This window comes from Streptomyces sp. GQ60, assembly GCF_059758875.1.
This window is the reverse complement of the sequence record NZ_JCAXEG010000014.1, coordinates 85,504-107,706: the sequence shown is the minus strand read 5'-3', so window position 1 is coordinate 107,706 and position 22,203 is coordinate 85,504. Positions and strand designations below refer to the sequence as shown.

Annotated in this window: 21 protein-coding genes; 10 read left to right on the top strand and 11 right to left on the bottom strand. The window is 73.7% G+C overall.

Annotation, left to right across the window (positions count from 1 at the left end; translation table 11 throughout):
• Positions 1 to 85: 85 nt before the first annotated feature.
• Positions 86 to 793 carry an MBL fold metallo-hydrolase gene (locus AC6CKD_RS28715; protein WP_498331176.1) on the bottom strand — a complete coding sequence of 236 codons (708 nt, stop codon included), beginning with the start codon at positions 791 to 793 and terminating at the stop codon, positions 86 to 88.
• 139 nt (positions 794 to 932) lie between these two features.
• On the opposite strand from AC6CKD_RS28715, the gene AC6CKD_RS28710 reads away from it, so the two are divergent.
• The 4 genes from AC6CKD_RS28710 to AC6CKD_RS28695 are packed head-to-tail and all read left to right on the top strand — an operon-like array spanning position 933 to position 4,474.
• Complete coding sequence (locus AC6CKD_RS28710; protein WP_498331309.1) at positions 933 to 1,841, top strand: GlxA family transcriptional regulator; 909 nt, start codon at positions 933 to 935, stop codon at positions 1,839 to 1,841.
• 45 nt (positions 1,842 to 1,886) lie between these two features.
• Entirely contained in the window at positions 1,887 to 2,375 is a 489-nt protein-coding gene (locus AC6CKD_RS28705) for an isochorismatase family protein (protein WP_498331175.1), read from the top strand.
• Positions 2,376 to 2,421: 46 nt separating this feature from the next.
• Positions 2,422 to 3,051, top strand: a complete 630-nt coding sequence (thpR, locus tag AC6CKD_RS28700; protein ID WP_498331173.1) for an RNA 2',3'-cyclic phosphodiesterase — start codon at positions 2,422 to 2,424, stop codon at positions 3,049 to 3,051.
• Between the two features lie 58 nt (positions 3,052 to 3,109).
• A complete protein-coding gene (locus tag AC6CKD_RS28695; protein WP_498331171.1) occupies positions 3,110 to 4,474 on the top strand; it encodes an MFS transporter in 1,365 nt (454 codons plus the stop codon).
• Between the two features lie 103 nt (positions 4,475 to 4,577).
• Here AC6CKD_RS28695 and argG read toward each other — a convergent pair whose 3' ends face one another.
• The 3 genes from argG to AC6CKD_RS28680 all read right to left on the bottom strand — a co-directional run bounded on the left by argG (position 4,578) and on the right by AC6CKD_RS28680 (position 7,977).
• Positions 4,578 to 6,026 (bottom strand): argininosuccinate synthase, encoded by a 1,449-nt coding sequence (argG, locus tag AC6CKD_RS28690; protein ID WP_498331169.1) that lies wholly within the window; start codon positions 6,024 to 6,026, stop codon positions 4,578 to 4,580.
• Between the two features lie 157 nt (positions 6,027 to 6,183).
• Complete coding sequence (locus tag AC6CKD_RS28685; RefSeq protein ID WP_498331167.1) at positions 6,184 to 7,359, bottom strand: GDSL-type esterase/lipase family protein; 1,176 nt, start codon at positions 7,357 to 7,359, stop codon at positions 6,184 to 6,186.
• Positions 7,360 to 7,407: 48 nt separating this feature from the next.
• Entirely contained in the window at positions 7,408 to 7,977 is a 570-nt protein-coding gene (locus tag AC6CKD_RS28680) for a TetR/AcrR family transcriptional regulator (protein ID WP_498331307.1), read from the bottom strand.
• Between the two features lie 71 nt (positions 7,978 to 8,048).
• On the opposite strand from AC6CKD_RS28680, the gene AC6CKD_RS28675 reads away from it, so the two are divergent.
• Both AC6CKD_RS28675 and AC6CKD_RS28670 read left to right on the top strand, forming a co-directional pair.
• On the top strand, positions 8,049 to 8,573 hold the full coding sequence (locus tag AC6CKD_RS28675; protein ID WP_498331165.1) for an FBP domain-containing protein: 525 nt from the start codon (positions 8,049 to 8,051) through the stop codon (positions 8,571 to 8,573).
• 195 nt (positions 8,574 to 8,768) lie between these two features.
• A complete protein-coding gene (locus AC6CKD_RS28670; RefSeq protein WP_498331163.1) occupies positions 8,769 to 10,184 on the top strand; it encodes a L,D-transpeptidase in 1,416 nt (471 codons plus the stop codon).
• Between the two features lie 115 nt (positions 10,185 to 10,299).
• Here the strand turns inward: AC6CKD_RS28670 and AC6CKD_RS28665 are convergent, their stop codons facing one another.
• Positions 10,300 to 11,601, bottom strand: coding sequence for a PucR family transcriptional regulator (locus AC6CKD_RS28665; RefSeq protein WP_498331161.1), 1,302 nt, complete (start codon positions 11,599 to 11,601; stop codon positions 10,300 to 10,302).
• A gap of 128 nt (positions 11,602 to 11,729) precedes the next feature.
• Between AC6CKD_RS28665 and AC6CKD_RS28660 the strand changes: the two genes are divergently transcribed.
• A complete protein-coding gene (locus tag AC6CKD_RS28660) occupies positions 11,730 to 12,626 on the top strand; it encodes an esterase/lipase family protein (RefSeq protein WP_498331159.1) in 897 nt (298 codons plus the stop codon).
• Positions 12,627 to 12,638: 12 nt separating this feature from the next.
• On the opposite strand, the gene AC6CKD_RS28655 is transcribed toward AC6CKD_RS28660, so the two are convergent.
• The 4 genes from AC6CKD_RS28655 to AC6CKD_RS28640 form a co-directional block, all read right to left on the bottom strand.
• A complete protein-coding gene (locus AC6CKD_RS28655) occupies positions 12,639 to 13,598 on the bottom strand; it encodes an aldo/keto reductase (RefSeq protein ID WP_498331157.1) in 960 nt (319 codons plus the stop codon).
• Between the two features lie 9 nt (positions 13,599 to 13,607).
• Positions 13,608 to 15,602: a Dyp-type peroxidase gene (locus AC6CKD_RS28650; RefSeq protein ID WP_498331156.1), complete on the bottom strand. Its 1,995-nt coding sequence runs from the start codon at positions 15,600 to 15,602 to the stop codon at positions 13,608 to 13,610.
• 38 nt (positions 15,603 to 15,640) lie between these two features.
• A complete protein-coding gene (locus AC6CKD_RS28645; RefSeq protein WP_498331154.1) occupies positions 15,641 to 16,021 on the bottom strand; it encodes a hypothetical protein in 381 nt (126 codons plus the stop codon).
• Positions 16,022 to 16,245: 224 nt separating this feature from the next.
• A complete protein-coding gene (locus AC6CKD_RS28640; RefSeq protein WP_498331153.1) occupies positions 16,246 to 16,740 on the bottom strand; it encodes a GNAT family N-acetyltransferase in 495 nt (164 codons plus the stop codon).
• 180 nt (positions 16,741 to 16,920) lie between these two features.
• Between AC6CKD_RS28640 and AC6CKD_RS28635 the strand changes: the two genes are divergently transcribed.
• Positions 16,921 to 17,742: an SCO4651 family lipoprotein gene (locus AC6CKD_RS28635; protein WP_498331151.1), complete on the top strand. Its 822-nt coding sequence runs from the start codon at positions 16,921 to 16,923 to the stop codon at positions 17,740 to 17,742.
• Between the two features lie 103 nt (positions 17,743 to 17,845).
• The gene (locus AC6CKD_RS28630) at positions 17,846 to 18,517 is read left to right on the top strand and encodes a TetR/AcrR family transcriptional regulator (RefSeq protein WP_498331149.1); all 672 of its coding nucleotides are present in this window, start codon (positions 17,846 to 17,848) and stop codon (positions 18,515 to 18,517) included.
• A gap of 222 nt (positions 18,518 to 18,739) precedes the next feature.
• Here the strand turns inward: AC6CKD_RS28630 and AC6CKD_RS28625 are convergent, their stop codons facing one another.
• Together AC6CKD_RS28625 and AC6CKD_RS28620 are read right to left on the bottom strand one after the other, a co-directional pair.
• Complete coding sequence (locus AC6CKD_RS28625) at positions 18,740 to 20,236, bottom strand: sensor histidine kinase (protein WP_498331148.1); 1,497 nt, start codon at positions 20,234 to 20,236, stop codon at positions 18,740 to 18,742.
• Entirely contained in the window at positions 20,229 to 20,906 is a 678-nt protein-coding gene (locus AC6CKD_RS28620; protein ID WP_243333090.1) for a response regulator transcription factor, read from the bottom strand. The genes AC6CKD_RS28625 and AC6CKD_RS28620 overlap by 8 nt, the downstream gene beginning before the upstream one ends.
• 132 nt (positions 20,907 to 21,038) lie before the next feature.
• Here AC6CKD_RS28620 and AC6CKD_RS28615 point away from each other — a divergent pair, with 132 nt between their 5' ends.
• Positions 21,039 to 21,728, top strand: coding sequence for a PepSY domain-containing protein (locus tag AC6CKD_RS28615; RefSeq protein WP_498331145.1), 690 nt, complete (start codon positions 21,039 to 21,041; stop codon positions 21,726 to 21,728).
• The last annotated feature ends 475 nt before the right edge of the window (positions 21,729 to 22,203 follow it).

Below are 22,203 nucleotides of genomic sequence, written 5' to 3'. Positions count from 1 at the left end.
ATAGGTCAGGGTGGTAGCAACTCACCTAAACCAGAGGAGAGTTGACGCAAAACCGCATCCACCGGCGCGATCCGGGAGCGAGCGCCTAGAGCGGCACGGCGCCGTCGGCGGCGAAGGGGCCACCGTGGCCGGGGACGATCAGGTCCGCCGCGGCGAGCACCCGCAGCCGGGAGGCGCGCAGCACCTCGCGGTCCGGAGCCACCGGGTCGTCGGCGGGGCCCTCCGCGTGCCACCACAGGTCGCCGGCGAACGCCACCACACCCGAGTCCGTTCCGGCCAGCAGGGTGATGTCCTCGTGACTGTGTCCCGGCGTACGGATCAGGCGCAGGGAAGGGGTGAGTTCGTAGCCCTCCGCGTCCCGGTTCGTCCACTGGTCACCCTGGTACTCGACCTTGTGGTCGTGCACCCGGGCCCCGCCGAACAGGCCCACGTTCATGGTGTTGTCCGGGTGGTGGTGGCTGAGCACCACGTCGGTGATGTCCTCTGGACCCAGCCCCAGTTCGGCGAGCGGGCCGAGGATGTCCGCGTGGCTCGCCACCATGCCCGGGTCGAAGACGAAGTGCCGGCCGGCATCGGATACGTAGGAAACGGTGGCGGCCACCCCGGGGCCGGTGGAGCCGACGTAGCCGGTGGTCAGGACCTTGTAGACGGCGCTGCGGCCGAGCGGCGCGTCGGTGCGGAGGTCCTGCGCGGCGACCGTGGCGACCGCCGCGATGTCCGCCGTCGTGCTGGCCGTGGTGTTGGCCGTGGTGTTGGCCGTGGTGGCCGCGATGCCTGTCGTCGTGTTCGTCATGGCTGCAATCCTTCCGCGTCGGCCGGAGCCGTACGAGTGGCACACCTGCCAGTGATCGCAGGATTCGTGCCACGGGTGGCAGACTGCCCCCGTGCCCCCTTTCACGACCGTTGCCGCGTACGTCCCGCCCGGTGTCGGCATGCTCGCCGTCGGGATCGTCACCGAGGTCTTCGGCCCGCACGGCCAGGGCGTGCCCGGCTTCGATTTCGCCCTGTGCGCCGAGCGGCCCGGCCCGGTCCCCACCGACATCGGCGTGCCGCTCGCCATCGAGCACGGCCTCGGCCGGCTGGCCGCCGCCGATCTGGTGATCGCCCTGCCGGGGGCCGGCTTCCGCACACCGCCCGGTCCGGCGGTACTCGACGCGCTGGTGTCCGCGCACGCGGGCGGCTCGCTGCTCGCGGCCCACTGCGTCGGCACGTTCGCGCTCGCCGAAGCCGGGCTGCTCGACGGGCTACGGGCCACCACGCACTGGCGGTTCGCCGCACTGCTGGCCGACCGGCATCCGGACGTCGCCGTCGAACCGGACGCCCTGTACATCGACGAGGGCAGGATCGTCACGGGCGCGGGAGCCGCCGCCGGCTTCGATCTGTGCCTGCACCTGCTGCGGCGGGAGCACGGTGCCGCGATGGCCAATGCCGTCGCCCGGGACATGGTGCTCCCCTCGCACCGCGACGGCGGGCAGGCCCAGTACCTCGCCGCACCCGTCCCCGAGGACTGCCGGGACGAGCGGCTCTCCGAGGTCCTCGCCTGGGCCCGCGACCACCTCCACGAGCCGCTTCCGGTCACGGAGCTGGCCCGCCGCGCCGTGATGAGCAAACGCTCCTTCGCCCGCCGCTTCACCGCGGCGACCGGTACCACCCCGCACGCCTGGCTGCGGAACCTGCGGCTGAGCAGCGCCGAGGAACTCCTGGAGAGCACGGACCTGCCCGTCGAGGAGATCGCCCGCCGGGTCGGCTACGGAAGCGCGGCGGTCCTGCGCGAACAGTTCGTGCGGCGCAGGGGCGTTCCGCCCCGCTCCTACCGCCGCTCGTTCACGAGCACGCCTTAGCGCGGGGCCCCGGCGTCGATGCGCCCCTGTCTTATGATCGTTCCCGTGACCTCCGCGCTGATCCTCATCGACCTGATGCCCCGCATCATCGACCTGCCGCTCGCCCCTCACTCCGGCGAGGAGGTACTGGCCCGCGGCCTCCGACTGGCCGAGGCCTTCAGGGCGAACGGACGGCCGGTGGTGCTGGTCCGAGTGGACCGGCCGGGCGTCGCGGAGCAGCCGCCGGGCAGCGGCTTCGCCGACGGACTGGTGCGGCCGGGCGACGTCCTGATCGTCAAGCAGACCGTCGGGGCCTTCCACGGCACCGGCCTGGACGAGCGGTTGCGCGGCTCCGGGGTGGACACGCTGGTGCTCGCGGGACTGGTCACGACGATGGGGGTCGAGTCCACGGCGCGGGCCGCGAGCGACCACGGCTACGAGGTGGAGTTCGTGGCCGACGCCATGTCCGGTTTCGCCGCGGACGAGCACGACTTCGCCGTGGAGCGGGTCTTCCCCCGGTTCGGCGATGTGCGCAACACGGCGGACTACACCTGATAACGATGAAGGACCGGACCTCCCGAAGCACGGTACGAAGTCTCCTGTGAACGAACCGACCCGACCCGCGACCGTTCGTGTGTTCATCGCCCTGGCCCCGCCCGACGACGCGAAGGAGGAACTCGCGCGCGAGCTGGTCCCCTCCTACGCCGCGTACCCGCACATGCGGTGGAACCGCATCGAGGACTGGCACATCACCCTGGCGTTCCTCGGCGAGCTGCCGGTCGAGACCGTTCCCCTCCTGCGCCCCCCGCTCGCGGAGCTCGCGGCGGCGCACCGTCCCGTACGCCTCGCCCTGCGCGGGGGCGGCCACTTCGGCGAGCGGGTGCTCTGGAGCGGGATCGACGGGGACCTCGAAGGGCTGCACCGGCTCGCCGCCGAGGTGCGCGCCGTGGTCAAGGAGTGCGGCATCCCCTTCGAAGACCGGCCGCTGCGCCCCCATCTGACGCTGGCCCGCGCCCGCCGGAACGATCCCTCCTCGGCCGTCGAGGCGGCTGCCGGGCTCACCGGATTCACCGGTCGTCGCTGGCGGACGGAGCGTCTGCACCTGGTCGGCAGCAACATCGGACGCGGCCCGGGGCCGATCCACTACCGCGACCTCGAGGCGTGGAACCTCGGCGGCGGGGAGATCGACGGGCAGTCGTCCTCCGCTCAAGACAGCACGAATATATCTTGACGCAAAGCAGCTCGCCACTAAGCTACTTCCCGGCAATCTAATTCGGGGGGAGATCGACGTGGTCGAGGGCGTGCGCGAGGAACGGGTGGCGGGCGAGAAATCGCTGCTGCTCGGAGTGGGAATCAGCGCGATCGGGATCGGGATGTACATCCCGTTCTCGCTCGTCTTCTTCCACCACGTGACCGGCCTCTCCTTCGCCCTCGTCGGCATCGTGCTGACGGCGACGGGCCTGGCCGGACTCGCGGTCATGCCGCTCGCCGGCTCGGCCGTCGACCGGTTCGGGGCCAGGAAGGTCAACCTGGTGCTCTACGGGGTCCGGGCCGTCGGCTTCGCCCTGTACCCGCTCGCCGAGTCGCTCCCCTCGTTCGCCGCCGTCGCCCTGGTCACGGCCCTCGCCGACCGGTCCTTCCCCATCGTGCAGCAGTCGCTCATCGGAGAAGTGGCCCGGGGCGGCGCCCGCGACCGGCTCCAGGCCTCCATCCGCGCCCTGCAGAACGCGGGCATGGGCGCCGGCGCCCTGGCCGTCTCCGGAGTACTGGCCCTGTGGGGCACGGGCGGGTTCACCTACACCGCCTGGGGCAACGCGGCCGCCTTCGCGCTCGCCGGACTGCTCGTCACCCGCGTGAAGCCGGTACGGGACCAGGCGAACGGCGAGCTCGGCACGGGCGGCGCACTCGGCTCGACCGGCGCACCCTCCTCGGCCAAGCGTCCGCCCGCCGGCTACCGGATGGTGCTCGCCGACCGGCCCTTCCTGGGCCTGACCGCGGCCAACTTCCTGACCGCGCTCGGCTACGCGGCCCTGTCCGTCCTCTTCCCGCTCTACATCACCACCTGGCTGCACGGCCCCGACTCCCTCACCGGTGCGGCCTTCACCGTCAACACCGCGCTCTGCGCCGGGATCGGCGTCCTGATCGCGAGCCGGGTACGCCGGTCCGGAGCCCGCCGCACCCGCTCCGCGGCGCTCGGGTCACTGCTCTTCGCCGTGGCCTTCGTGGGACTGATCGTGCTCGGCACGGTCCGGCCCGGGCAGACCGCGATGCTGGTCGCGCTGCTGGCCATCGTGGTGGTCTACACGGTCGGCGAACTGATCCACAGCCCTTCGGGCGGCGCCCTCTCGGTGTCGGCCGCGCCCGAGGCCGTACGCGGCCGCTACCTCGCCACCTACCAGTTGTCGTACTCCCTGGCCACCGCGCTGGCCCCGTCCCTCTTCACCGGACTGCTCGCGCTCGACGGCCGCCTGCCCTGGGCCTTCCTGACCGTCGCCGCGCTCGGTGCCGCGCTCGCCCTGCTCCGACTGGAGCGCCACCTCCCGGCGGAGGCCGTGTACACCACCCAGCCGTCCGCGGCTCCCGCTCCGGCCCCCACCGGGGAATCGGCCGCGGAACCGGCCCGTCGCGAGCCGGCCGCCACTGCCGGCGCCTGAGCCGCACGAGCGGCTCGCACTTCTGCACCAGGTGGACAGCACGAACGCCGCCCGCGGTCCCTCCGGGACCACGGGCGGCGCTGCACGTCCTGCCGCGCACCGACTAGTCGGTGCCGAACTCCATCGCGGCGCGGTCCAGCAGCTCGTCGTCGCCGGAGACCTCGCCACGCGAGGCGATGGCCTCGGCGCCGCCCTCGGGCATGGCACCGATCAGGCCGGAGCCCGGAGCCTCGACGGCGCCGATCAGGGCGGGGTGGGTCGTACCGACGATGCCGAGGCCGGCGTACTGCTCCAGCTTGGCGCGGGAGTCGGCGATGTCGAGGTTGCGCATGGTGAGCTGGCCGATGCGGTCCACCGGGCCGAACGCCGAGTCCTCGGTGCGCTCCATGGAGAGCTTGTCCGGGTGGTAGCTGAACGCCGGGCCCGTGGTGTTGAGGATCGAGTAGTCCTCGCCGCGCCGCAGTCGCAGCGTCACCTCGCCGGTGATCGCCGTACCCACCCAGCGCTGCAGGGACTCGCGGATCATCAGCGCCTGCGGGTCCAGCCAGCGGCCCTCGTACATGAGGCGGCCGAGGCGCCGGCCCTCGTTGTGGTATTGGGCGACGGTGTCCTCGTTGTGGATCGCGTTGACGAGGCGCTCGTACGCGGCGTGCAGCAGGGCCAGGCCCGGAGCCTCGTAGATGCCGCGGCTCTTCGCCTCGATGATCCGGTTCTCGATCTGGTCCGACATGCCGAGGCCGTGGCGGCCGCCGATGGCGTTCGCCTCCATGACCAGATCGACGGCGGAGGCGAACTCCTTGCCGTTGATCGTGACCGGGCGGCCCTGCTCGAAGCCGATGGCCACGTCCTCGGTGGCGATCTCGACCGCGGGGTCCCAGAACCGGACGCCCATGATCGGGTCGACGGTCTCGACACCGGTGTCGAGGTGCTCCAGGGTCTTCGCCTCGTGGGTGGCGCCCCAGATGTTGGCGTCGGTGGAGTAGGCCTTCTCGGTGCTGTCGCGGTAGGGCAGCTCGTGCGCGAGCAGCCACTCCGACATCTCCTTGCGGCCACCGAGCTCGCTGACGAAGTCCGCGTCGAGCCACGGCTTGTAGATGCGCAGGTGCGGGTTGGCGAGCAGGCCGTAGCGGTAGAACCGCTCGATGTCATTGCCCTTGAAGGTCGACCCGTCGCCCCAGATCTGCACGTCGTCCTCAAGCATCGCGCGGACCAGCAGCGTGCCGGTCACGGCGCGGCCGAGGGGCGTCGTGTTGAAGTAGGCGCGGCCGCCGGAGCGGATGTGGAACGCACCGCAGGCGAGAGCCGCCAGGCCCTCCTCCACGAGCGCCGCACGGCAGTCGACGAGGCGCGCGATCTCGGCGCCGTACGCCGTGGCCCGCGTGGGCACCGACGCGATGTCGGGCTCGTCGTACTGGCCGATGTCGGCGGTGTAGGTGCAGGGGACGGCACCCTTGTCGCGCATCCAGGCGACGGCGACGGAGGTGTCGAGGCCGCCGGAGAAGGCGATACCGACGCGCTCGCCGGTGGGCAGGGAGGTGAGAACCTTTGACATGGGATGAGTATGCGCGATGATGCATGTTCATGCAAAATGACGGGCCGGTGAAGATGTCGGGCGACCGGCGGCACGCCGTCATTGTGACGCGCGGCCGCGTCGGCGGCGAGTCCGGCGGTGCACCGAGGGGGCCGCGTCGCCGGGCGCGGCAGGCGGTTCAGTCGGCCGCGAGGGCGAACGGGCCCCCGGCGGCGAAGGCGTGGCGCGCGAAGTTCTCGGCGATGCGCACGTGGCCCGCGGGGTCGGGGTGGAGGTCGTCCGGCAGCGGCAGCTCGGCGTGGTCCGCGGCTCCGTAGAGGTCGCGGCCGTCGAGGTAGTGCAGGTGCGGGTCCTCGGCCGCCCGCCGCGCGACGATCCCGGCGAGCGCCTCGCGGACGACGGTGAGCGTCAGGCGCCCGGCGGCCCGCTCGGCCGGGTCTCCCAGGGCCTTGAAGCGCAGGGTCCCGGTGCTGAAGTCGGTGGCGAGGGGGCCGGGGGTGTCCTCCTGGATCGGGCACAGGAGGGGCGACACGACCAGCAGCGGCGTGGCGGGATGGCCCTCGCGGAGGGTGTCGAGGAAGCCGTGGACCGCGGGGGCGAAGGCGCGCAGCCGCATCACGTCGAGGTTGACGATGTTGATGCCGATCTTGACGCTGATCAGGTCGGCGGGGGTGTCGCGCATCGCGCGGGCGGTGAAGGGGTCGAGGAGGGCGCTGCCGGAGAAGCCCATGTTGAGCAGGTCCACCACCCCGCGCGCCGCGGCCAGGGCCGGCCAGGTGCCGGTGGGCCGCACCGCGTTCGAGCCGTGGCTGATGGAACTGCCGTGGTGCAGCCAGACCTTGAGCCCGCTCCGCGGCGCCGGCGTGACGGGGGCGTCGGTGCGCAGGGCGATCAGCTCGGTGATCTCGGTGTGCGGGAGCCAGATCTCGACGCCCTTGTCCCGCGCGGGCAGATCCCCGAAGCGTGCGGTGCCGGGCGGCCCTTCTTCGAGTTCTACGGCCTGGGTGGCCAGGTCGAGGGTGCGGAGCCTGCCTCCGGGCACGGTGGCCCGGGCCGTGAGCACGCCGTCGATCACGAGGTCGTACGCGCCGTCGGGCGAGGCCGGGAAGCCCCGGTAGGCCCTCTTGATGGGCAGGGCGTCCAGTTCGATGACGGTGGCCCGGGTACGGAAGACCAGCCGCACGCCGGACGGACGGGCCTCGGCCGTGGCCAGTTGGTCGTCGGGGATCTGCCGGCGGGCCCGTGCGGGCAGCCGGTGGGGCAGCAGGCCGTGCGCGGTGTGCTCCACGTCGAGGGCGCCGCGGAGGAGGTCTTCGGTGACGGGTGTGGTGATCCAGTCGTGGTCGCGGGTCATCGCCTCAGCCTCGTGATGGTCGGGGGTCACCGGGATACCGGGCACGGGTCACCGGGGCGCGGGCTTGCGCAGCATCGCGTCGAGCGAGTCCACGATCCAGTCCCAGGACTCCTGCGGGTCCACCGCGGTGTGGCTGAAGCCGCCGCCCAGCTCCAGGCTGACGTAGCCGTGGAAGACGCTGCCGAGCATACGGACCGCGTGCGTCTGGTCCGGCTCGGTCAGGTCGTAGCCGCGCAGGATCGCCCGCGTCATCTGGGCGTGCCGCACGCCCGCGCTCGCGGCCGCCGTCTCAGGGTCGAGCCGGAGCCGCGCGGCGTCGTAGCGGCCGGGGTGCTGGCGGGCGTAGTCCCGGTAGGCCTCCGCGAAGGCGGCGAGGGCGTCCTTGCCGGCCCGCCCGGCGAGGGCGGCGGCGACCCGGTCGGCCAGTTCCTCCAACGCGAACAGGGCGATCCGGGTCTTGAGGTCCTGGGAACTCTTCAGGTGCGAGTAGAGGCTCGCCACCTTGACGTCGAACCGCCGGGCGAGCGCCGAGACGGTCACCTGCCCGAAGCCGACCTCGTCGGCGAGCTCCGCGCCCGCCCGGGTGAGCCGCTCCGCGGTCAGTCCTGCTCGAACCATCATGTGCCTCCTAGCCGGCGATAGCCATTATGCGTTTGCCTAAAAGTTTTAGGCAAATTAGCCTGCTGCTCATGAAGCCGCTGACCGAGCAAGAGATCCGTACCGCATTCGTGAACTGCACCAAGGGGGAGGCCAAGCGCCTGTCCGTGCCCCGCGATCTGGCCGAGCGGCCCTGGGACGACCTGGACTTCCTCGGCTGGTGGGACCCCAAGGCCCCCGAACGCGCCTACCTCGCCACCGAACTGGACGGCCGCCCGGTCGCCCTCGCGCTGCGCACCTCCGCCGCCCCCGCCCAGGCGCGGCGCAGCATGTGCTCGCTGTGCCTGACCACGCACACCGGAGGCGTCGCGCTGATGGTCGCGCCGAAGGCGGGCAAGGCCGGCCAGCAGGGCAACAGCGTGGGTGCCTACATCTGCGGTGACCTCGCCTGCTCGCTCTACGTCCGGGGCAAGAAGGACGCGGGCCCGGGCGCACGGCTCCACGAGTCGCTCACGCTGGAGGAGAAGATCCAGCGGACGGTCACGAACCTCGCCAACTTCTTCGCCCATGTCACGACCGCCGCCAACGCCACGACCTCCGCCGACGTCACGGCCTGAAGCGCCCTCCGCTACTCCGTACGAGCCCTCTTCGGTGCCCGTTCGGCCCCATAGACCGAGTTCATGATCATCGGGCCGCCCGGAAATCGTTTTGATGCTGCCATCCGGCCGAAGGCGATCTGGGAGGGCTGCGTGGCGCGCATGCTGTCATCGACACACCGTGGAGGAAGCCGGCGACGCGGCAGGACGTGGAGCGTGGCCGGGGCAGTGGCCGGGGTGGTCTTCGTCGTCGCCGCCGCGCCGCAGTCCGCGTCGCGCCCCGGTGACGGCCGGCCCGCCGGCGACGAGCAGGCGGCCTCCGTCGACCTGCTGGTCGGCCGGGTGCTGGACGACGGGGGACGGCGGTGCGCGATGGAAGCCTTCCGGGCCGGACTGTGCGGCGGCCTGGAGCAGCAGCTGGTACGGGCCACCGCCAGCGGAGCCGGGTCCGTGGTGCGCGACGCCCCGTCCCGCGGCGCGTCCCGGACGGCGGCGCACACCGTCGTCCTGCCCACCGACGCCGCCGGCCCCTTGGAGATCGCCCTCGCCGGACCGGGGGTCCTCACCTACGTCACCGTCCACGACGGTCACGGCCGCTACGTCGGCGGCGTCCTGGGCGCCCGGGGTCACCACTGGACCAACACGGAGCCGTTGCGGGCCGGTGAGACCTACACGGTCCGGGTCGGCGCCCAGGACGTGACCGGCACCCCGGTCGGCGCGACCATGGCGTTCCGGACCGCGACCGCGGCACGGGACGACCGGCTCACCGCCGAGTTCGGGCCCCGGCCCGGCACCTACGGGGCGGGGCAGATCGTGACGGCCACCCTGAGCCGTCCCGTGCCCGCCGCCGACCCGGCCGCGCGGGCCCGGCTGGAACGGGCCCTGCAGGTCACCTCGGAGCCGGCCGTCGAGGGGGCCTGGCACTGGGTCGACGACTCGACCCTGCACTACCGGCCCCGTACCTACTGGCCCGCCCACGCCGAGGTGCGGGTGGTCAGCGGTCTCGACGGGGTCGAGGTCGGGGAGCGGGAGTACGGCGGCCCTTCGCAGTCCCTCCGGTTCACCATCGGGGACCGCATCGAGGCGGTCACCGACGCCGCCGCGCACGAGATGACCGTGCGCCGCAACGGCAGGACCGTCCGGACCATCCCCGTGACCACCGGGAAGGCGGGTTTCCTGACGCGCAGCGGCATCAAGGTCGTGCTCGGCAAGGAGCGCAAGGTGCGGATGCGCGGGGACAGCGTGGGCATCAAGCGCGGTACGAGCGAGTTCTACGACCTGCCCGTCTCCTACGCGACCCGGGTGACGTGGAGCGGGGAGTACGTGCACGCCGCGCCCTGGTCGGTCGACGCGCAGGGCGAGCAGAACGTCAGCCACGGCTGTACGGGCATGAGCACGGCCGACGCGGCCTGGTTCTTCGACACGGTGCGGGTGGGGGACGTGGTGTCGGTGGTGAACAGCGGCGGTGAGCCGATGGCCCCGTTCGCCAACGGGATCGGGGACTGGAACCTCAGCTGGGACGCCTGGCTGGCCGGCAGCGCGCTGGGCGGCGCCACCGATTCCCCGCTCGCGTCGCCCGCCTCCGCGCCCGCGTCGGCGCACGGACCGTCCCGGCTCCTCCCCCTCACCTGAGCCGGCCCGGCGGCTTCCTCACGGGGTGGGCGCGGCGGCTCCGGCAGCATCCGGTCCCTGCCCGCCCGTCCTTGCAGGAACCGGCCCGCCGGTGCGCCTGAGGTCCCGGTGCGCCTCAGGTCCCGGTGCGGCGGGCCGCTCCGTACGCCGTGAGGGCCGCCGCGAGGTGGCGGGCGCCCGTGGGGTCGGTGGCGTCGTGGCCGGTGAGCAGCCGGATGCGGCCCAGCCGGTAGGTCAGGGTGTTGCGGTGGACGGTGAGGGCTTCGGCGGCCTCGGCACGCCGGTAGCCGGCCGCGATGAACTCCCGCAGCGTGGCCATCAGATGGGGCTGGCCGTCCAGGGGTGCCAGGACCTCGGCAAGGGCGTCGCGGGCGGGGCCGGGCCGCACGAGCTGGTACTCGACGGCGAGGTCGGCCAGTCGGTAGAGACCCGGGGGGCGCCCCAGGTCCTCGGCCAGGGAGAGCACTTCGGATGCCTCGGCCTGGGCCCGCGGGATCGATCCGTGATCCTCGGCGACGGCGGCCGCCGCCGTGCACCGCAGTTCGGCCGCCGTGTCGAGCCGGGCGAGCAGCCGCCGGGTCGCGCCGTCCGGGGCGTCCGGGGCGAGCGGGACGAGGAGGATGCCTCCCTCGCCCTTGAAGGTGGCCAGCACCTCGGGGTTGCCGTCCAGTTCGGAGCGCAGGGCGCGCAGGATGCGGTGGGTCGCGCCGCCGGGCGCCTCGGGCAGCCGCAGGACGACCACCTCGTACCGTTCGGCGAGGGTGCGCCCGTACCGTTCGGCCGCGCGCCGGGCCGGGCGGCCGGCGAGCAGGACCCCGGCGAGGTCCCGGCCGTGTTCGCGCTGCTCCCAGTCCAGGTCCGCCTGTTCGCGCAGGTAGGCCTCGGCGACCTTGGGCATGACCTCGCCGAGGAATGCCAGCAGTCCGGTGACCAGGGCGTACGGGTCGGGCACGGGTTCGGGGCCGGCCGCGGCGAGCTCCCAGGCCCGGCGGGCGCCGAGCGGGTAGACCCGTAGCACCGCCTCCAGAGGGACCCCGTCGCGGGCCCGCTCGGCCCCCCAGGCCACGGGGGCTGCCAACTCGGCCTCGGTGGGCGCCCGCCCCTCCGCGACGGTGGTGAAGAACAGTTTGAGCACGGCTTCGGTGTTCGCGACGAGGTCTCCGCCGAGGACGCTGCCGGGCAGCAGCCGATAGGCGGGGATGTCGGCGGTCAGCCGGGCGACGGTCTCGGCCGCCATCTCCGGTATCCGGGGCAACAGCGCGGCGGCGAGCCCCGGCGCGGCCGCGAACTCCCCGCCCGCCGGCCCGTCCGCCGCTCCGTACTCCGCTTCGTCCCCCGCCTCCTCCACCGTCTCGTCCGCTGCCCCGTCCGCCGTCGCTCCCGGCGCCGCATCCGCCGTCCCGCCCGCGTCATCCATCCCGGCATTGTCACCGCGCACAAACGCGGGAGGAAGCATTCTGCGCGTACCGCCAGGGGACACGGGCGCCGCGCCGGAGCATTCTGTGCAGTCCGACCAGTGCACGACCCCCCGTCAGGAGATGTCGTATGGCACGCCGTACCCGTACCCGTGCGTCGCGCACCCGCACCCTGCTCGCCAGGGCCGCCCTGCCGCTGGCCCTCATGCTCGGCGCCGCCTTCCCGGCGCAGGCCGCCACCGAGGGCGTCACGGGAGGCGGGGTCAACGACTTCTCCTGCCGGCCGAGCGCCGCGCACCCCGAGCCCGTGGTGCTGCTCCACGGCACCTTCGCCACCTGGTACGAGGACCTCAACTTCCTCCAGCTCGACCTCGCCGCCCGCGGCTACTGCACCTTCGCCCTGACCTACGGCGCGTACGACGGCTTCCCGCTCGTCGGAGGTCTGAAGCCGGTGGCCGTCTCCAACCTGGAGATCAAGGAGTACGTCGAGAAGGTGCGCGGCGCGACCGGCGCCGCCAAGGTCTCCGTCGTCGGGCACTCCGAGGGCGGGCTCCAGGCCCTCTACCTCGCCAAGATGCAGGGCATCCAGCCGCACATCAACGCGGTCGTGGCCATCGCTCCCCCGACCCACGGGACGAACGCCGCCGGGCTGCTGGACCTGGGCGACAAGCTGATCGGCCGGGCGGCCATGGAGGAGATCGTGACCACCATCGGCATCCCGGTGCTCGCCGACGAGGTGCCCGGCGGTCCCGCGATCCTGGCCCTGAACGACGGTCCGGTGGCCCAGCCGGGGATCGCGTACACGATCATCACCTCGCGCTACGACGAGCTGGTGACCCCGACCGAGACGGCGTTCGTCCGCGAGCCGGGGGTCAAGAACCAGTACGTGCAGGACTTCTGCCCCTTCGACCCGGTGGGCCACATCGGCGAGGCCTACGACCTCAACGTCTGGCACCTGGTCCGCAACGCCCTCGACCCGCGCCGCGCCACCCCGATCCTGGTGTGCGCGGTCGGCTCGCCCGGCTAGGCCGTCGGGAGGTTAGGGAAGCGGACCGCCCCGGGCCGTGAGCCAGAGGGAGTACCACTCCTCGTGGCCGAGGTCCGGGGCGCGCAGGGCCGCGTCGCGGCAGGCCCGGATGCGTTCGGGGCGGCCGGTGCCGATGACGGGGGCGATCCGGGCCGGGTGGCGTTGCAGCCACCACAGCAGGATCGTCTCCGGTGTCGTGTCCTTGGCCTTGGCCAGGGCCCGCAGGTGATCGGCGGTCGCGTGCTCGCCCACGCTCGACTCCCGCCCGGTGAAGCGGCCTTGGGCCAGCGCCCCGTAGGCCTGGAGGCGGACTCCGTTGGCCGTGCAGTACTCGACGGTGCCGGCCGGGAAGCCCACGGCGGCCGCGGCCGGGGTGTTCACGAGGACCCCGTCCTCCAGCCAGTCCCGCCGGTGCAGGCTCATTTCCAGCTGGTTGGCGACGAGCGGGACGTCGAGGTGGCTTTGCAGCCGGGCGCATTGTGCGGCGTTCATGTTGGAGACGCCGAACTCCCGCACCAGCCCCTGGCGGTGCAGGGAGGTGAGCGCCTCGGCGATGTCGGCCGGGTCGGCCAGCGGGTCGGGCCGGTGCAGGAGCAGGACGTCGATGACGTCGGTGCGCAGCCGCGTGAGGCTCTCCTCGACGCGGCGGACGATGCTCGCGCCCCGCAGGTCGTAGATCCCGGGGCGGTCGCCTTCGGCGACGCGGATGCCGCACTTGGTCTGCAGCGTGACGCGCTCGCGCAGGCCGGGGGTGCGGGCGAGCACCTCGCCGAAGACGGCTTCCGCCTTTCCGTGCCGGTAGATGTCGGCGTGATCGAACATCGTGATGCCGCTGTCGAGGGCGGCCTCGATCGCCGCCTCGGCCGTGTCGATGTCCTCGGCCCCGTACGGGTCGGGCTGCCAGCTCCCGCCGAGAGCCATGCAGCCGTAGATCAGCCGGGTGTCGCCTGTCACTGGTGCCGTGATCGCCATGCGGTCACCCTATGAGGAGGAGGCCTTCCACAGAACCTGCTCCCCCGCCAGGATCACCAGTTCTCCGGTGGGGCGCAGCAGCAGGCGGGCACCGGGGTGGCCGGTGGTTCCGCTCGACCAGGCGGGGCGGCCGTCGTCCTTGCGCACCAGCAGTTCACCGTCCTGGGTGAGGACGGCGTCGTGGCCGGAGCCTCCGGTGCCGGTGTGCCACGTACGGCGGCCGTCGGCGTCGAGCAGGGCGAGGTCGCCGGTGCCGTCGAGGGACAGCCGGACCGTTCCCGCGTCGAGGGTTTCGCCGCGGCGCAGTACGGAACCGGTGTGGAACTCGATGGAGTCGTCGAGTTCCCCCTCGGCCAGGGCGCGCAGGACGGGGAGGGAGGGGCTGAAGGCGTACACCGAGCCCTCGGTGCGCACGAACCGCCCGAAGTGGAGGGTGTTGGCCCGGCTGCCGGTGCCGTCCGCCGAGGGGGTCTCGAAGGCGATGGGCGAATCGGGGCCGAGTACCGGGTCGCAGCCGGTGCGCGGGTTGCGGCCGGCCGGGAAGTCCGGGTCGTTCACCCACTTGCGCATCACCAGCTCGAACTGCCCCACCAGGTCCGACTGGTGGCATACGAAGACCAGTCCGCGCGAGGTCTCCGGACCGTGTTCCCCGCCCAGTTCGGGCTGGTAGACGGGGCCGTACGGGATGCCGCGCCGCATCAGGCGCCGTGCGTCGAGTTCCGCCTGGGCCACGGGGGGACGGCCCGGGGTGAGGACGAGGCCGTCGCGCGGGTTCCCCTTGCGGATGTGCGCGAACAACGGCATCCGCCAGCCCTGCGGGTCCTGGCTGTAGTCGAGCTTGGCGTCGGGGTGCTCGCCCGGCACGGGCAGTTGCTCCGCCGCCGGGCACAGGGCGACCGGCATCCCGCCCGGCCAGCGGCCCATCAGGCGGGCTCCGAGCCATTCCCGGCCGGCGTCGGCGGGCGCGGCGCCGGCGCGCTGGAGTTCGGCGAGGCGCTGGGCGACCTGGGTCCACCAGCCGGGCACGTCCTGCGCGAGGCGGCGCACCACCTGGAAGGCGCCGCCGGTGGCCCAGGCGGGCAGGCCCGTGGGGCGCTTGCCCACCCGTTCGGGGCCGACGACGAACTCGCCCGCGGGGATGAGCCGGGTTCCGGGCTTGCCGAGCACGCCGGCGGGGTCTGCCGGGTCGGGCTCGTCGAAGCCCCGTACTCCGGGCTGGCTGATGCAGTCGAGGAAGCCGAAGTGCTCGTGCCCGCGGAGTTCGCCGGGGAGGGTGGCCCCGTCCTGCCGGAACAGGACCGTCGCGCCGGCGGCGCCCGCGCCCTCGCGGTGTCGGGCGACGGCGGTGGCGAGGCGTTCGGGCTGGTCGGCGGCGAGCGTGAGGACGGCGTGCACCACGCGGCCGGGCTCCTCGGAGCCGAACAGCCAGGTCTGCGGGGCGCTGGTTCCGGTGTCGCCGAGCTGCTGCGCGCGGGCGGCGGAGCCCTGGGTGAAGGCCTCGGCGCTGGATCCGGCCGGGGCGGCGGGGAAGGGCTCCTTGCCCGCGAACAGGAGCAGCCCCGGATGGGTCAGGCTCAGCCCGGTCCACAGGGTGGCCATGGAGTCGGGGTCGATGCCGCCGCTGCGTCGGCGTGCCTTGCTGAAGGCCCGGTTGAAGCGGGCCACCTCCTCGGTGGTGGAGATCGAGGGCAGCAGGCCGGTCAGCCAGGTCCGGGCCTTGTCGGCGTCGCGGAAGTGGAGGAAGAGGAAGCAGGCGTGGTCCTTGCGGAACCCGGCGAGGATGTCGCCCTGGGAGGTGCGGTCGGTGCGCAGCGGGAGGGGGCCGGGATCGGTGTCCCGCCGCGCGGCCTCCGCGGACGGGCGGGCCGGGGCCCCGGCGGCCCACGCCGTGGGCGCGAGGCCTGCGGTGGCGCCGACGGCGGCGAAGGCCGCCGCCTGGACCACGGTCCTGCGGGCGGGTCCGGTGTGGGGGCAGCCCGGGGGCGGCGACGGGGCGGGGGCCATCGGCTTGCTCCTAGTGGCGGTGGGGTCGGGGAGGGGATTCACGTACGGGGAGAACGGCGGGGTTCAGCGCCGCACGGGCGCGGCGGGCGCTCCGGTGCCGAGCTTGATCCACTGGGCCCGACGGCCTTCGGCTGTGTCCTTTCGTCCGTGGAGCCCTCGCGCATCCGGGGCCGCTCCCGGTCGGTGACCACGGGGGCGTACCGCTCGGCGTGGCCGCGCACCTCGGCCTTGGCGGGCGCGGGCAGCCGGTCGGCGGCGAGGTAGGGGTCCGTGAGCGCACCGGCGTCGGCGTAGTTGCCCGTGCGCGCGACGGCAAGCTCCCGGGCCGAACTCACCCTCTGGAAGGCCGAGGTGAGTTGTGCGGCGCCCCTCGCGATGAGGGCGGCGCATAAGACGGAGAGGACGGCGGCGACAGCCATGGGGCCGGGGACTCCTCGGTGCGGGGGCCGACGGGCAGCGCTCGCTGCCGGTGATCCACACACTCGGTGATCAACGCCGTGCGCGCGCGCCGGGGCAACCGATGGGGTGACGCTTCGCTGTCGGGTCGTCACCCGTAGGCGCCAGGACCGGGTCTGTCGCGCCGTCCTGTCGTGGACGGTGCGACAGGACGGGACGGGACGGGGCCGGGCGCGGCGAAGCCCGGTCAGTCCTCGGCGGTGAGCGCCCGCCGGTAGCTCAGCGCGGGGCTGCCGTCCAGGACGGTCTCCCCCACCACCGTGAATCCGGTCCGTCGGAGCACCGCCGCCGATGCCGCGTTGTCCAGGGCGGCAGAGGCGGTGAGGACGGTGAGCCCGTACTCCGCGGTGGCGAGCCGGCAGACCTCCCGGACGGCCGCGGTGGCCGCGCCGCGCCCCGCCGCCCGTTCGCCGATCCGGTAGCCGAGGTCGGCGGCGCCGTCCGCCAGGTCGACCAGGTTGACGCGCCCGATCAGCTCTCCGGCGGCGTCGTCGATCACCAGGTGGAACCGGCACGCGCCCGTGTCCTGTTCGTCGAGCAGGGCTCGGTGGCGGGCCGCGAACTCCGCGAAGTAGGCGTCCCCGCGGTCCGGTACGGAGCGGGCGAAGTACGCCCGGTTGTCCCGCTCGAAGGCCAGCAGGGCATCCTCGTGATCGGCCCGCAGGCGTTCGAGTCGCAGCATGCCGGGCAGGATATACGGGCTGCTCGGAGCGGCGCCCGCGAGTTTTCGGGGACCTCCCGGGGACGCGGCGACAGGGCGGTGGGGGCCGAAATCCTCCGTTTCGGCAAAGGAGTTGTGCGAGCGTGTGACGGTCCGGTCCCGTCCGGGGGACAGGGGCGACAACCGACCAAGGGGTGGGGAATGAAGGCGGGAACAGTCACCACGGGCATCGCGGCGGCCGTGATCGTGACGGCGGGCCTGAGCGGCTGCACGGCCGGCGCCTCCGTGGGCAGGACAGCGGCGGACTCGGCGGAGACGCTGGTCGCGACGCTCACGAAGGTATCCGACGAGGCCTCCAAGGCCGGCTCGGCCGAGGTCGAGATGAGCGTCACGATGCCCGACACGGGCGGCAAGCCGGTCCAGATGAACGGCGTCTACTCCTGGGGCAACGGCCTCGCGATGGAGGCGGAGATGCCGGCCGAGGACCTCCGGATGGAGGACCTGGTCGCCGACGGCACGATCACGTACCGGCTCGTCCAGGGGGCGTACTACTACGGCGTCGATCCGGCGCCGAGCGGTCCGTTCGCCGGCAAGACCTGGCTGAAGGTCGAGGCCTCGGCCGTGCTCGGCGAGCAGGGCGCCGCCGGGATGAACGCGGGCAACAACGACCCGACGGCCGGGCTGAAGTCGCTCAAGTGGGCCAGCAACGTCACCGAGGTCGGCCGGGAGGACGTCAACGGGAAGAGCTCCGTCCACTACCGCGCCACGGTTCCGATGGACAAACTGGGCGACGCCAAGGCGATGTTCGGAGCGGTGGGCGCGGGCACCGCGACCGAGCTCGTCTCGGACGTCTGGGTCGACGACAAGGGGATGCCCTCGCGGCTGAACCAGACCGTCGGGGACGTCACCGTCAACGTGGACTTCCTGTCCTTCGGCGTCGTGAAGGACATCGCGGTCCCGTCGGCCGCCGACACGGCCGACATCACCGAGGCCGTCAAGAAGGGCGGCGCCGCACAGAGCTGACGCCCGCGCGGCGGCCGGTCGGTTCGTACCGAACGGATCGGTTCGTACAATGGCCCCGGCACGCACCGCCCCGTGCCACCCCGCGGGCACGAAGGACTCCCCCATGGAAGCCGAGACGGCGAACGCCACCGACGAGTACGGCATCCCGGTCATCCCCGCCGCCCCCGACGCCGTCCGGCGCAAGCGCCGGGCGATCATCGACGCGGCCGCCGCGGAGTTCCTCGCCGAGGGGTACGCGGCCGCCTCCATGGACGCGGTCACCAGCCGCTCCGGGGTCTCCAAGGCGACGGTCTACAAGCACTTCGGCACCAAGGAGCGGCTGTTCCTCGCCGCCATCGGCGGCATCCTCCGCGAAACCTACGCCGGCCACGAACCCGGCGGCTCCGACCTCGCGGACGCCGCCGATCTGCGCGCCGCCCTGATCTCCCTCACCGGGGACTGGGCCGCGCTCCTGCTGCGCCCCGACATCATGGCGCTGCGCCGTCTGGTGATCGGGGAGATCGGCCGTTTCCCGCAGCTCGGCCGACTCTGGTACCGGGTCACGTACGACATGTACAACAAGCCCCTCGTCGAGGCCTTCACCGAACTCGGGCGGCGCGGAGAGCTCGACGTCCCGGACCCCGTCCTCGCCGTACAGCAGCTCATCGCCGCCACCGTCGGCGTCCCGCAACTGGTGCACACCTTCACGCCCGGCACCGAGGCCGGCCCGGCGGAGCTGACCCGCGTCGTCACCTCGGGAGTCGACCTCTTCCTGGCCCGCTACGCCGCTTCGTAGCCGGGTCGGTGCGCCGGGCTCCGTACGGGCCGGGCCGGTGCCCGTACGGAGCCCGGCGCACCAATACCAGGCCTGCTGGTGACCCGCCCGTCCGGTACCGGGGCTGCCCGCGCCCGTCGCGGCGGAGGAGGAGGCCGCGCGGGACGCGGGACGCCGGCCGGTCTGCTGAGCCGGCCGAGTCAGGCCCGGGCGTCGGGGTCCCTGGCGTCAGAGGCCCTGGCGTCAGGGTCCGAGCGGGAGCGTGGCGACCAGGCGGGCCCCCTTCGGGGAGTCCCGGACGGCGAGCGTGCCGCCGAGGCGCAGGGCGATGTCACGGGCGATGGCCAGGCCCAGACCGGTGCCGCCCTCGTCGCGGGCGCGCGCGTCGTCGAGCCGGGTGAAGCGCTCGAAGACCCGCTCGCGGTCGGCGGGCGCGATGCCCGCTCCGTCGTCGGTCACCTCCAGGACGGCCTCGTCCCGGGACTCGTCCACGCGCAGGACGAGCGTGACCCGCTGCTCGGCGTGGCGGCCCGCGTTGTCCAGCAGGTTGGTGACGAGCCGCGACAGCCAGATCGTGCTGCCGCGGACCGCGATCCCGGGGGCGATGTCCGCCCGTACCGGCACCCGTTCGCCCCTGCGGGTACGGGCCGCTTCGCGGACCACCTCCGTGAGGTCGACGGCGGTGGCCGGCGGCGGCTCGGAGGTGTCGAGGCGGGCCAGGAGGAGCAGGTCGGCCGCGAGGTCCTGGAGCCGTACGGTGTCCTCCAGCGCGCCGCTGACCAGTTCGCCCCACAGTTCGGGATCCGGGTGGGCCTGCGCGACCTCCAACTGGGTGCGGAGCACCGTGATCGGGCTGCGCAGTTCGTGCGAGGCGTCCGCGATGAAGCGACGCTGGCGGATGCCGGCCGCCTCCAGCCGGTCCAGGGTGGCGTTCATCGTGACGGCGAGCCGGGCCACCTCGTCGCGGGTGGGCGGAACGGGCACCCGCCGGTGCAGTTCCCGGTCGCCGATCTCGGCGACCTCGGCGCGGATCGCCTCGACGGGGCGCAGGGCCCAGCCGGTGACCCGCCAGGTGATCAGGGCCACGACCAGGACGAGCAGCGGGACCACGACGGCCAGCACCGCCATGATGGTCGCGTCGGCGGTGTCGGCGTCCCGGAGCGAGGTCCCGGCGTAGACGGTGACCAGGCCGTTCGCGGTGACGGTGGTGACCTGGACCACGCGCTGGCGGTGTTCCTGGCGGGCCCGGCCGCCCTTCCAGGTGTCGCGGACCGTGCCGGGCGCGACGGGGGGCTCGGGGACGAGGGCGGGCCGGCCGCTGAGGTTGGGGCTGGCCGCGAGCACCCGGCCCCGCGCGTCGACGACCTGGAAGAAGTCGGCCCCGCGGCCCGGGGGCGGTACGGAGTCCAGCCGGCCGGTGGCCGCCAGCGCGGACACCTTGACGGCCTGCCGTTCGGCATCCTGCTGGGCGCTCATGGTCAGGTTGGTCTCCAGGGCCCCGAGCAGGGCGAAGGAGGCCACGCCGAGGGCCAGGGCCACCACGGCGGACGCCCCGAGGGTGGCCTGGGCGCGGACGGACCGCGGACGGAGCCGGGACGCGGCCCGGCGCAGCCGGTACGCGAGCCGGCGCGCGCGGTCCGCCGCCTCGCGGGGGCGGTCCCCGTCCTCGCGGGGGCGGTCCCCGTCCTCATGGGGCGCGTAGAGGTCGGAGGGCTCGTGGAACCGGTCGGGCTCAGCCACCGTCGGCCGCCAGCCGGTAGCCGGCACCCCGGACGGTCTCCACCGCGGCCCGGCCGAAGGGCGCGTCTATCTTCCGGCGCAGGGCGCTGACGTGGACCTCGACGACGTTCAGGTCCCCTTCGTAGGCGGCGTCCCAGACGTGCTCGAGGATGTCCCGCTTGGGTACGACCTCGCCGGCCCGGCGCGCCAGGTGCACCAGGACGGCGAACTCGCGCGCGGTCAGCCGGGCTTCGACGCCGCCGCGCGTGCAGCGCTGCCGGGCCGGGTCGACGAGGAGGTCGCCGAACTCCATGACCTGCGGGCTGCGGCGGCCGGTCCGCCGGATCAGGGCCCGGAGGCGGGCCACGAGGACCACGTAGGAGAAGGGCTTGGAGAGGAAGTCGTCGGCCCCGGTGTCCAGGGCCTCGGCCTCGTCGTACTCGCCGTCCTTGGCGGTGAGCATGAGGATGCCGGACTCGCAGCCGGCCGCGCGCAGCCGGGCGCAGACCCGGTAGCCGTTGAGGCCGGGCAGCATGATGTCGAGCACGATGGCGTCGTAGTCGTGCTCGCCGGCCATCCACAGGCCTTGCGGGCCGTCGTGTGCCGTGTCCACGGTGAAGCCCTCGGCCCGCAGACCACGTTGCAGGGCGGCGGCAAGCCGCCGCTCGTCCTCGACCACCAGTACGCGCATGGGGCAAGGTTCTCAGGTCGCGCCGCCGGCTTGCTGAAGGGTTCTTCAGCTCGCTTCAGCGGGGCTTCAGCATCCTGCTCGCAGGATCGGCCGAGTCGGGCACGTAGCCCGGAGAACGCGAGGAGCATCCAGATGACTCAGTCCAGTCCGCAGCCGCCCGAGTACCCCCCGGCCACTGTGTCCGTCGAGGGTGGCGGCGACCCGGCCGGCAAGGCGGCGGGGCGCGGCGCCCGGGTCGCCCGCTTCACCCGGTTCGCCCGTGAGGGGCGGGGGCGCTGGGTGGCGCTCGGTCTCGTGGTGGTGGCCTCCGCCGGGGCGGGGGCCGCGGTGGGGGCCGCGGCGGACCACGACCACGACGTCCGCCGCACGCGCGCGGAGCGGATGTGGGACCGGTTCGACGTAGAGCGGCAGGGGGGCGGCGAGATGACGGCTCCGCTTCCGGCGCACCCCGGGAAGCCCGGAGAGCCCGGGAAGCCCGGCCTGCGGGGTCAGAAGGGCGAGCGGGGCGTCTTCCCGCCGGACGGCTCGGTGCGGCCCGGGATGCCCGACGGCGACGAGGGGGGCGTCCCGGTCGGACCCGACCGGGCCCCCGTACCGCTGCCCGCGCTGCCGGCGGCGCAGGCCCTGCAGAAGGCGGAGGCCGCCGTGCCCGGCGGCAAGGCCGAGGCACTGCGCGCGATCGCCCAGGAGGGTGGCGGGAGCGCCTGGCGCGTGGTGGTCCTCGGCTCCGACGGGGTCCGGCACGTCGTGACCCTGGCCGGCGCCGACGGCACGGTCACGAGCAACACGGTCGCGGGGAAGGGCGTCGGGGCGGCCCGCTGAGCGGATACGGGCGCACGCCCGGTGTCCCGTACCGCCGCGGCGGCGGAACGGGACACCGGGCGCCTCGTCACGTCGTCACGTCGTCGCGTCGTCCACGGGGCTGCCGCTGCGCTACCTGCGGATGCCGATCCTGGCCTCCCACCTCGCTGCGCCGCCTCGACGACCACCTGGCCTTCGGGTCCCCGGAGACGCCCGAGCCGCCCTCGGTGGCGGCCCGCCGGCTCTGGTACGACAACGTCGCGCACGGCCAGGGGCGCGCGCCGGCCTTGTTCGGCGCGGACCGGCGGTCTCCTACGTCTCCGAGTCGGGGCTGCCCCCGCGGGAGGCCGCCGCGATCCTCGACACGAACGCGGCGGCGGCTGCTCTGCCGGCGCGCGTGCCCGGCCGCCCCGTAAAGCCGGCGGGCCCGTGACCCCTGCCGCCGCCCCCGCGCCCCCCGGCCCCCGGTCGGCGGGTGCCCGGAGCCCTTGCTCCG

What these genes read in the sequence shown, in the direction of transcription:
- AC6CKD_RS28660 (WP_498331159.1), top strand. Translation starts at nt 11,730, where the DNA reads ATGGCACGCCGTACCCGTACCCGTGCGTCGCGCACCCGCACCCTGCTC.
- AC6CKD_RS28715 (WP_498331176.1), bottom strand. Translation starts at nt 793, where the DNA reads ATGACGAACACGACGACAGGCATCGCGGCCACCACGGCCAACACCACG.
- AC6CKD_RS28635 (WP_498331151.1), top strand. Translation starts at nt 16,921, where the DNA reads ATGAAGGCGGGAACAGTCACCACGGGCATCGCGGCGGCCGTGATCGTG.
- AC6CKD_RS28710 (WP_498331309.1), top strand. Translation starts at nt 933, where the DNA reads ATGCTCGCCGTCGGGATCGTCACCGAGGTCTTCGGCCCGCACGGCCAG.
- AC6CKD_RS28650 (WP_498331156.1), bottom strand. Translation starts at nt 15,602, where the DNA reads ATGGCCCCCGCCCCGTCGCCGCCCCCGGGCTGCCCCCACACCGGACCC.
- AC6CKD_RS28655 (WP_498331157.1), bottom strand. Translation starts at nt 13,598, where the DNA reads ATGGCGATCACGGCACCAGTGACAGGCGACACCCGGCTGATCTACGGC.
- AC6CKD_RS28675 (WP_498331165.1), top strand. Translation starts at nt 8,049, where the DNA reads ATGAAGCCGCTGACCGAGCAAGAGATCCGTACCGCATTCGTGAACTGC.
- AC6CKD_RS28615 (WP_498331145.1), top strand. Translation starts at nt 21,039, where the DNA reads ATGACTCAGTCCAGTCCGCAGCCGCCCGAGTACCCCCCGGCCACTGTG.
- AC6CKD_RS28620 (WP_243333090.1), bottom strand. Translation starts at nt 20,906, where the DNA reads ATGCGCGTACTGGTGGTCGAGGACGAGCGGCGGCTTGCCGCCGCCCTG.
- AC6CKD_RS28630 (WP_498331149.1), top strand. Translation starts at nt 17,846, where the DNA reads ATGGAAGCCGAGACGGCGAACGCCACCGACGAGTACGGCATCCCGGTC.
- AC6CKD_RS28680 (WP_498331307.1), bottom strand. Translation starts at nt 7,977, where the DNA reads ATGGTTCGAGCAGGACTGACCGCGGAGCGGCTCACCCGGGCGGGCGCG.
- AC6CKD_RS28665 (WP_498331161.1), bottom strand. Translation starts at nt 11,601, where the DNA reads ATGGATGACGCGGGCGGGACGGCGGATGCGGCGCCGGGAGCGACGGCG.
- AC6CKD_RS28640 (WP_498331153.1), bottom strand. Translation starts at nt 16,740, where the DNA reads ATGCTGCGACTCGAACGCCTGCGGGCCGATCACGAGGATGCCCTGCTG.
- AC6CKD_RS28645 (WP_498331154.1), bottom strand. Translation starts at nt 16,021, where the DNA reads ATGGCTGTCGCCGCCGTCCTCTCCGTCTTATGCGCCGCCCTCATCGCG.
- AC6CKD_RS28685 (WP_498331167.1), bottom strand. Translation starts at nt 7,359, where the DNA reads ATGACCCGCGACCACGACTGGATCACCACACCCGTCACCGAAGACCTC.
- argG (WP_498331169.1), bottom strand. Translation starts at nt 6,026, where the DNA reads ATGTCAAAGGTTCTCACCTCCCTGCCCACCGGCGAGCGCGTCGGTATC.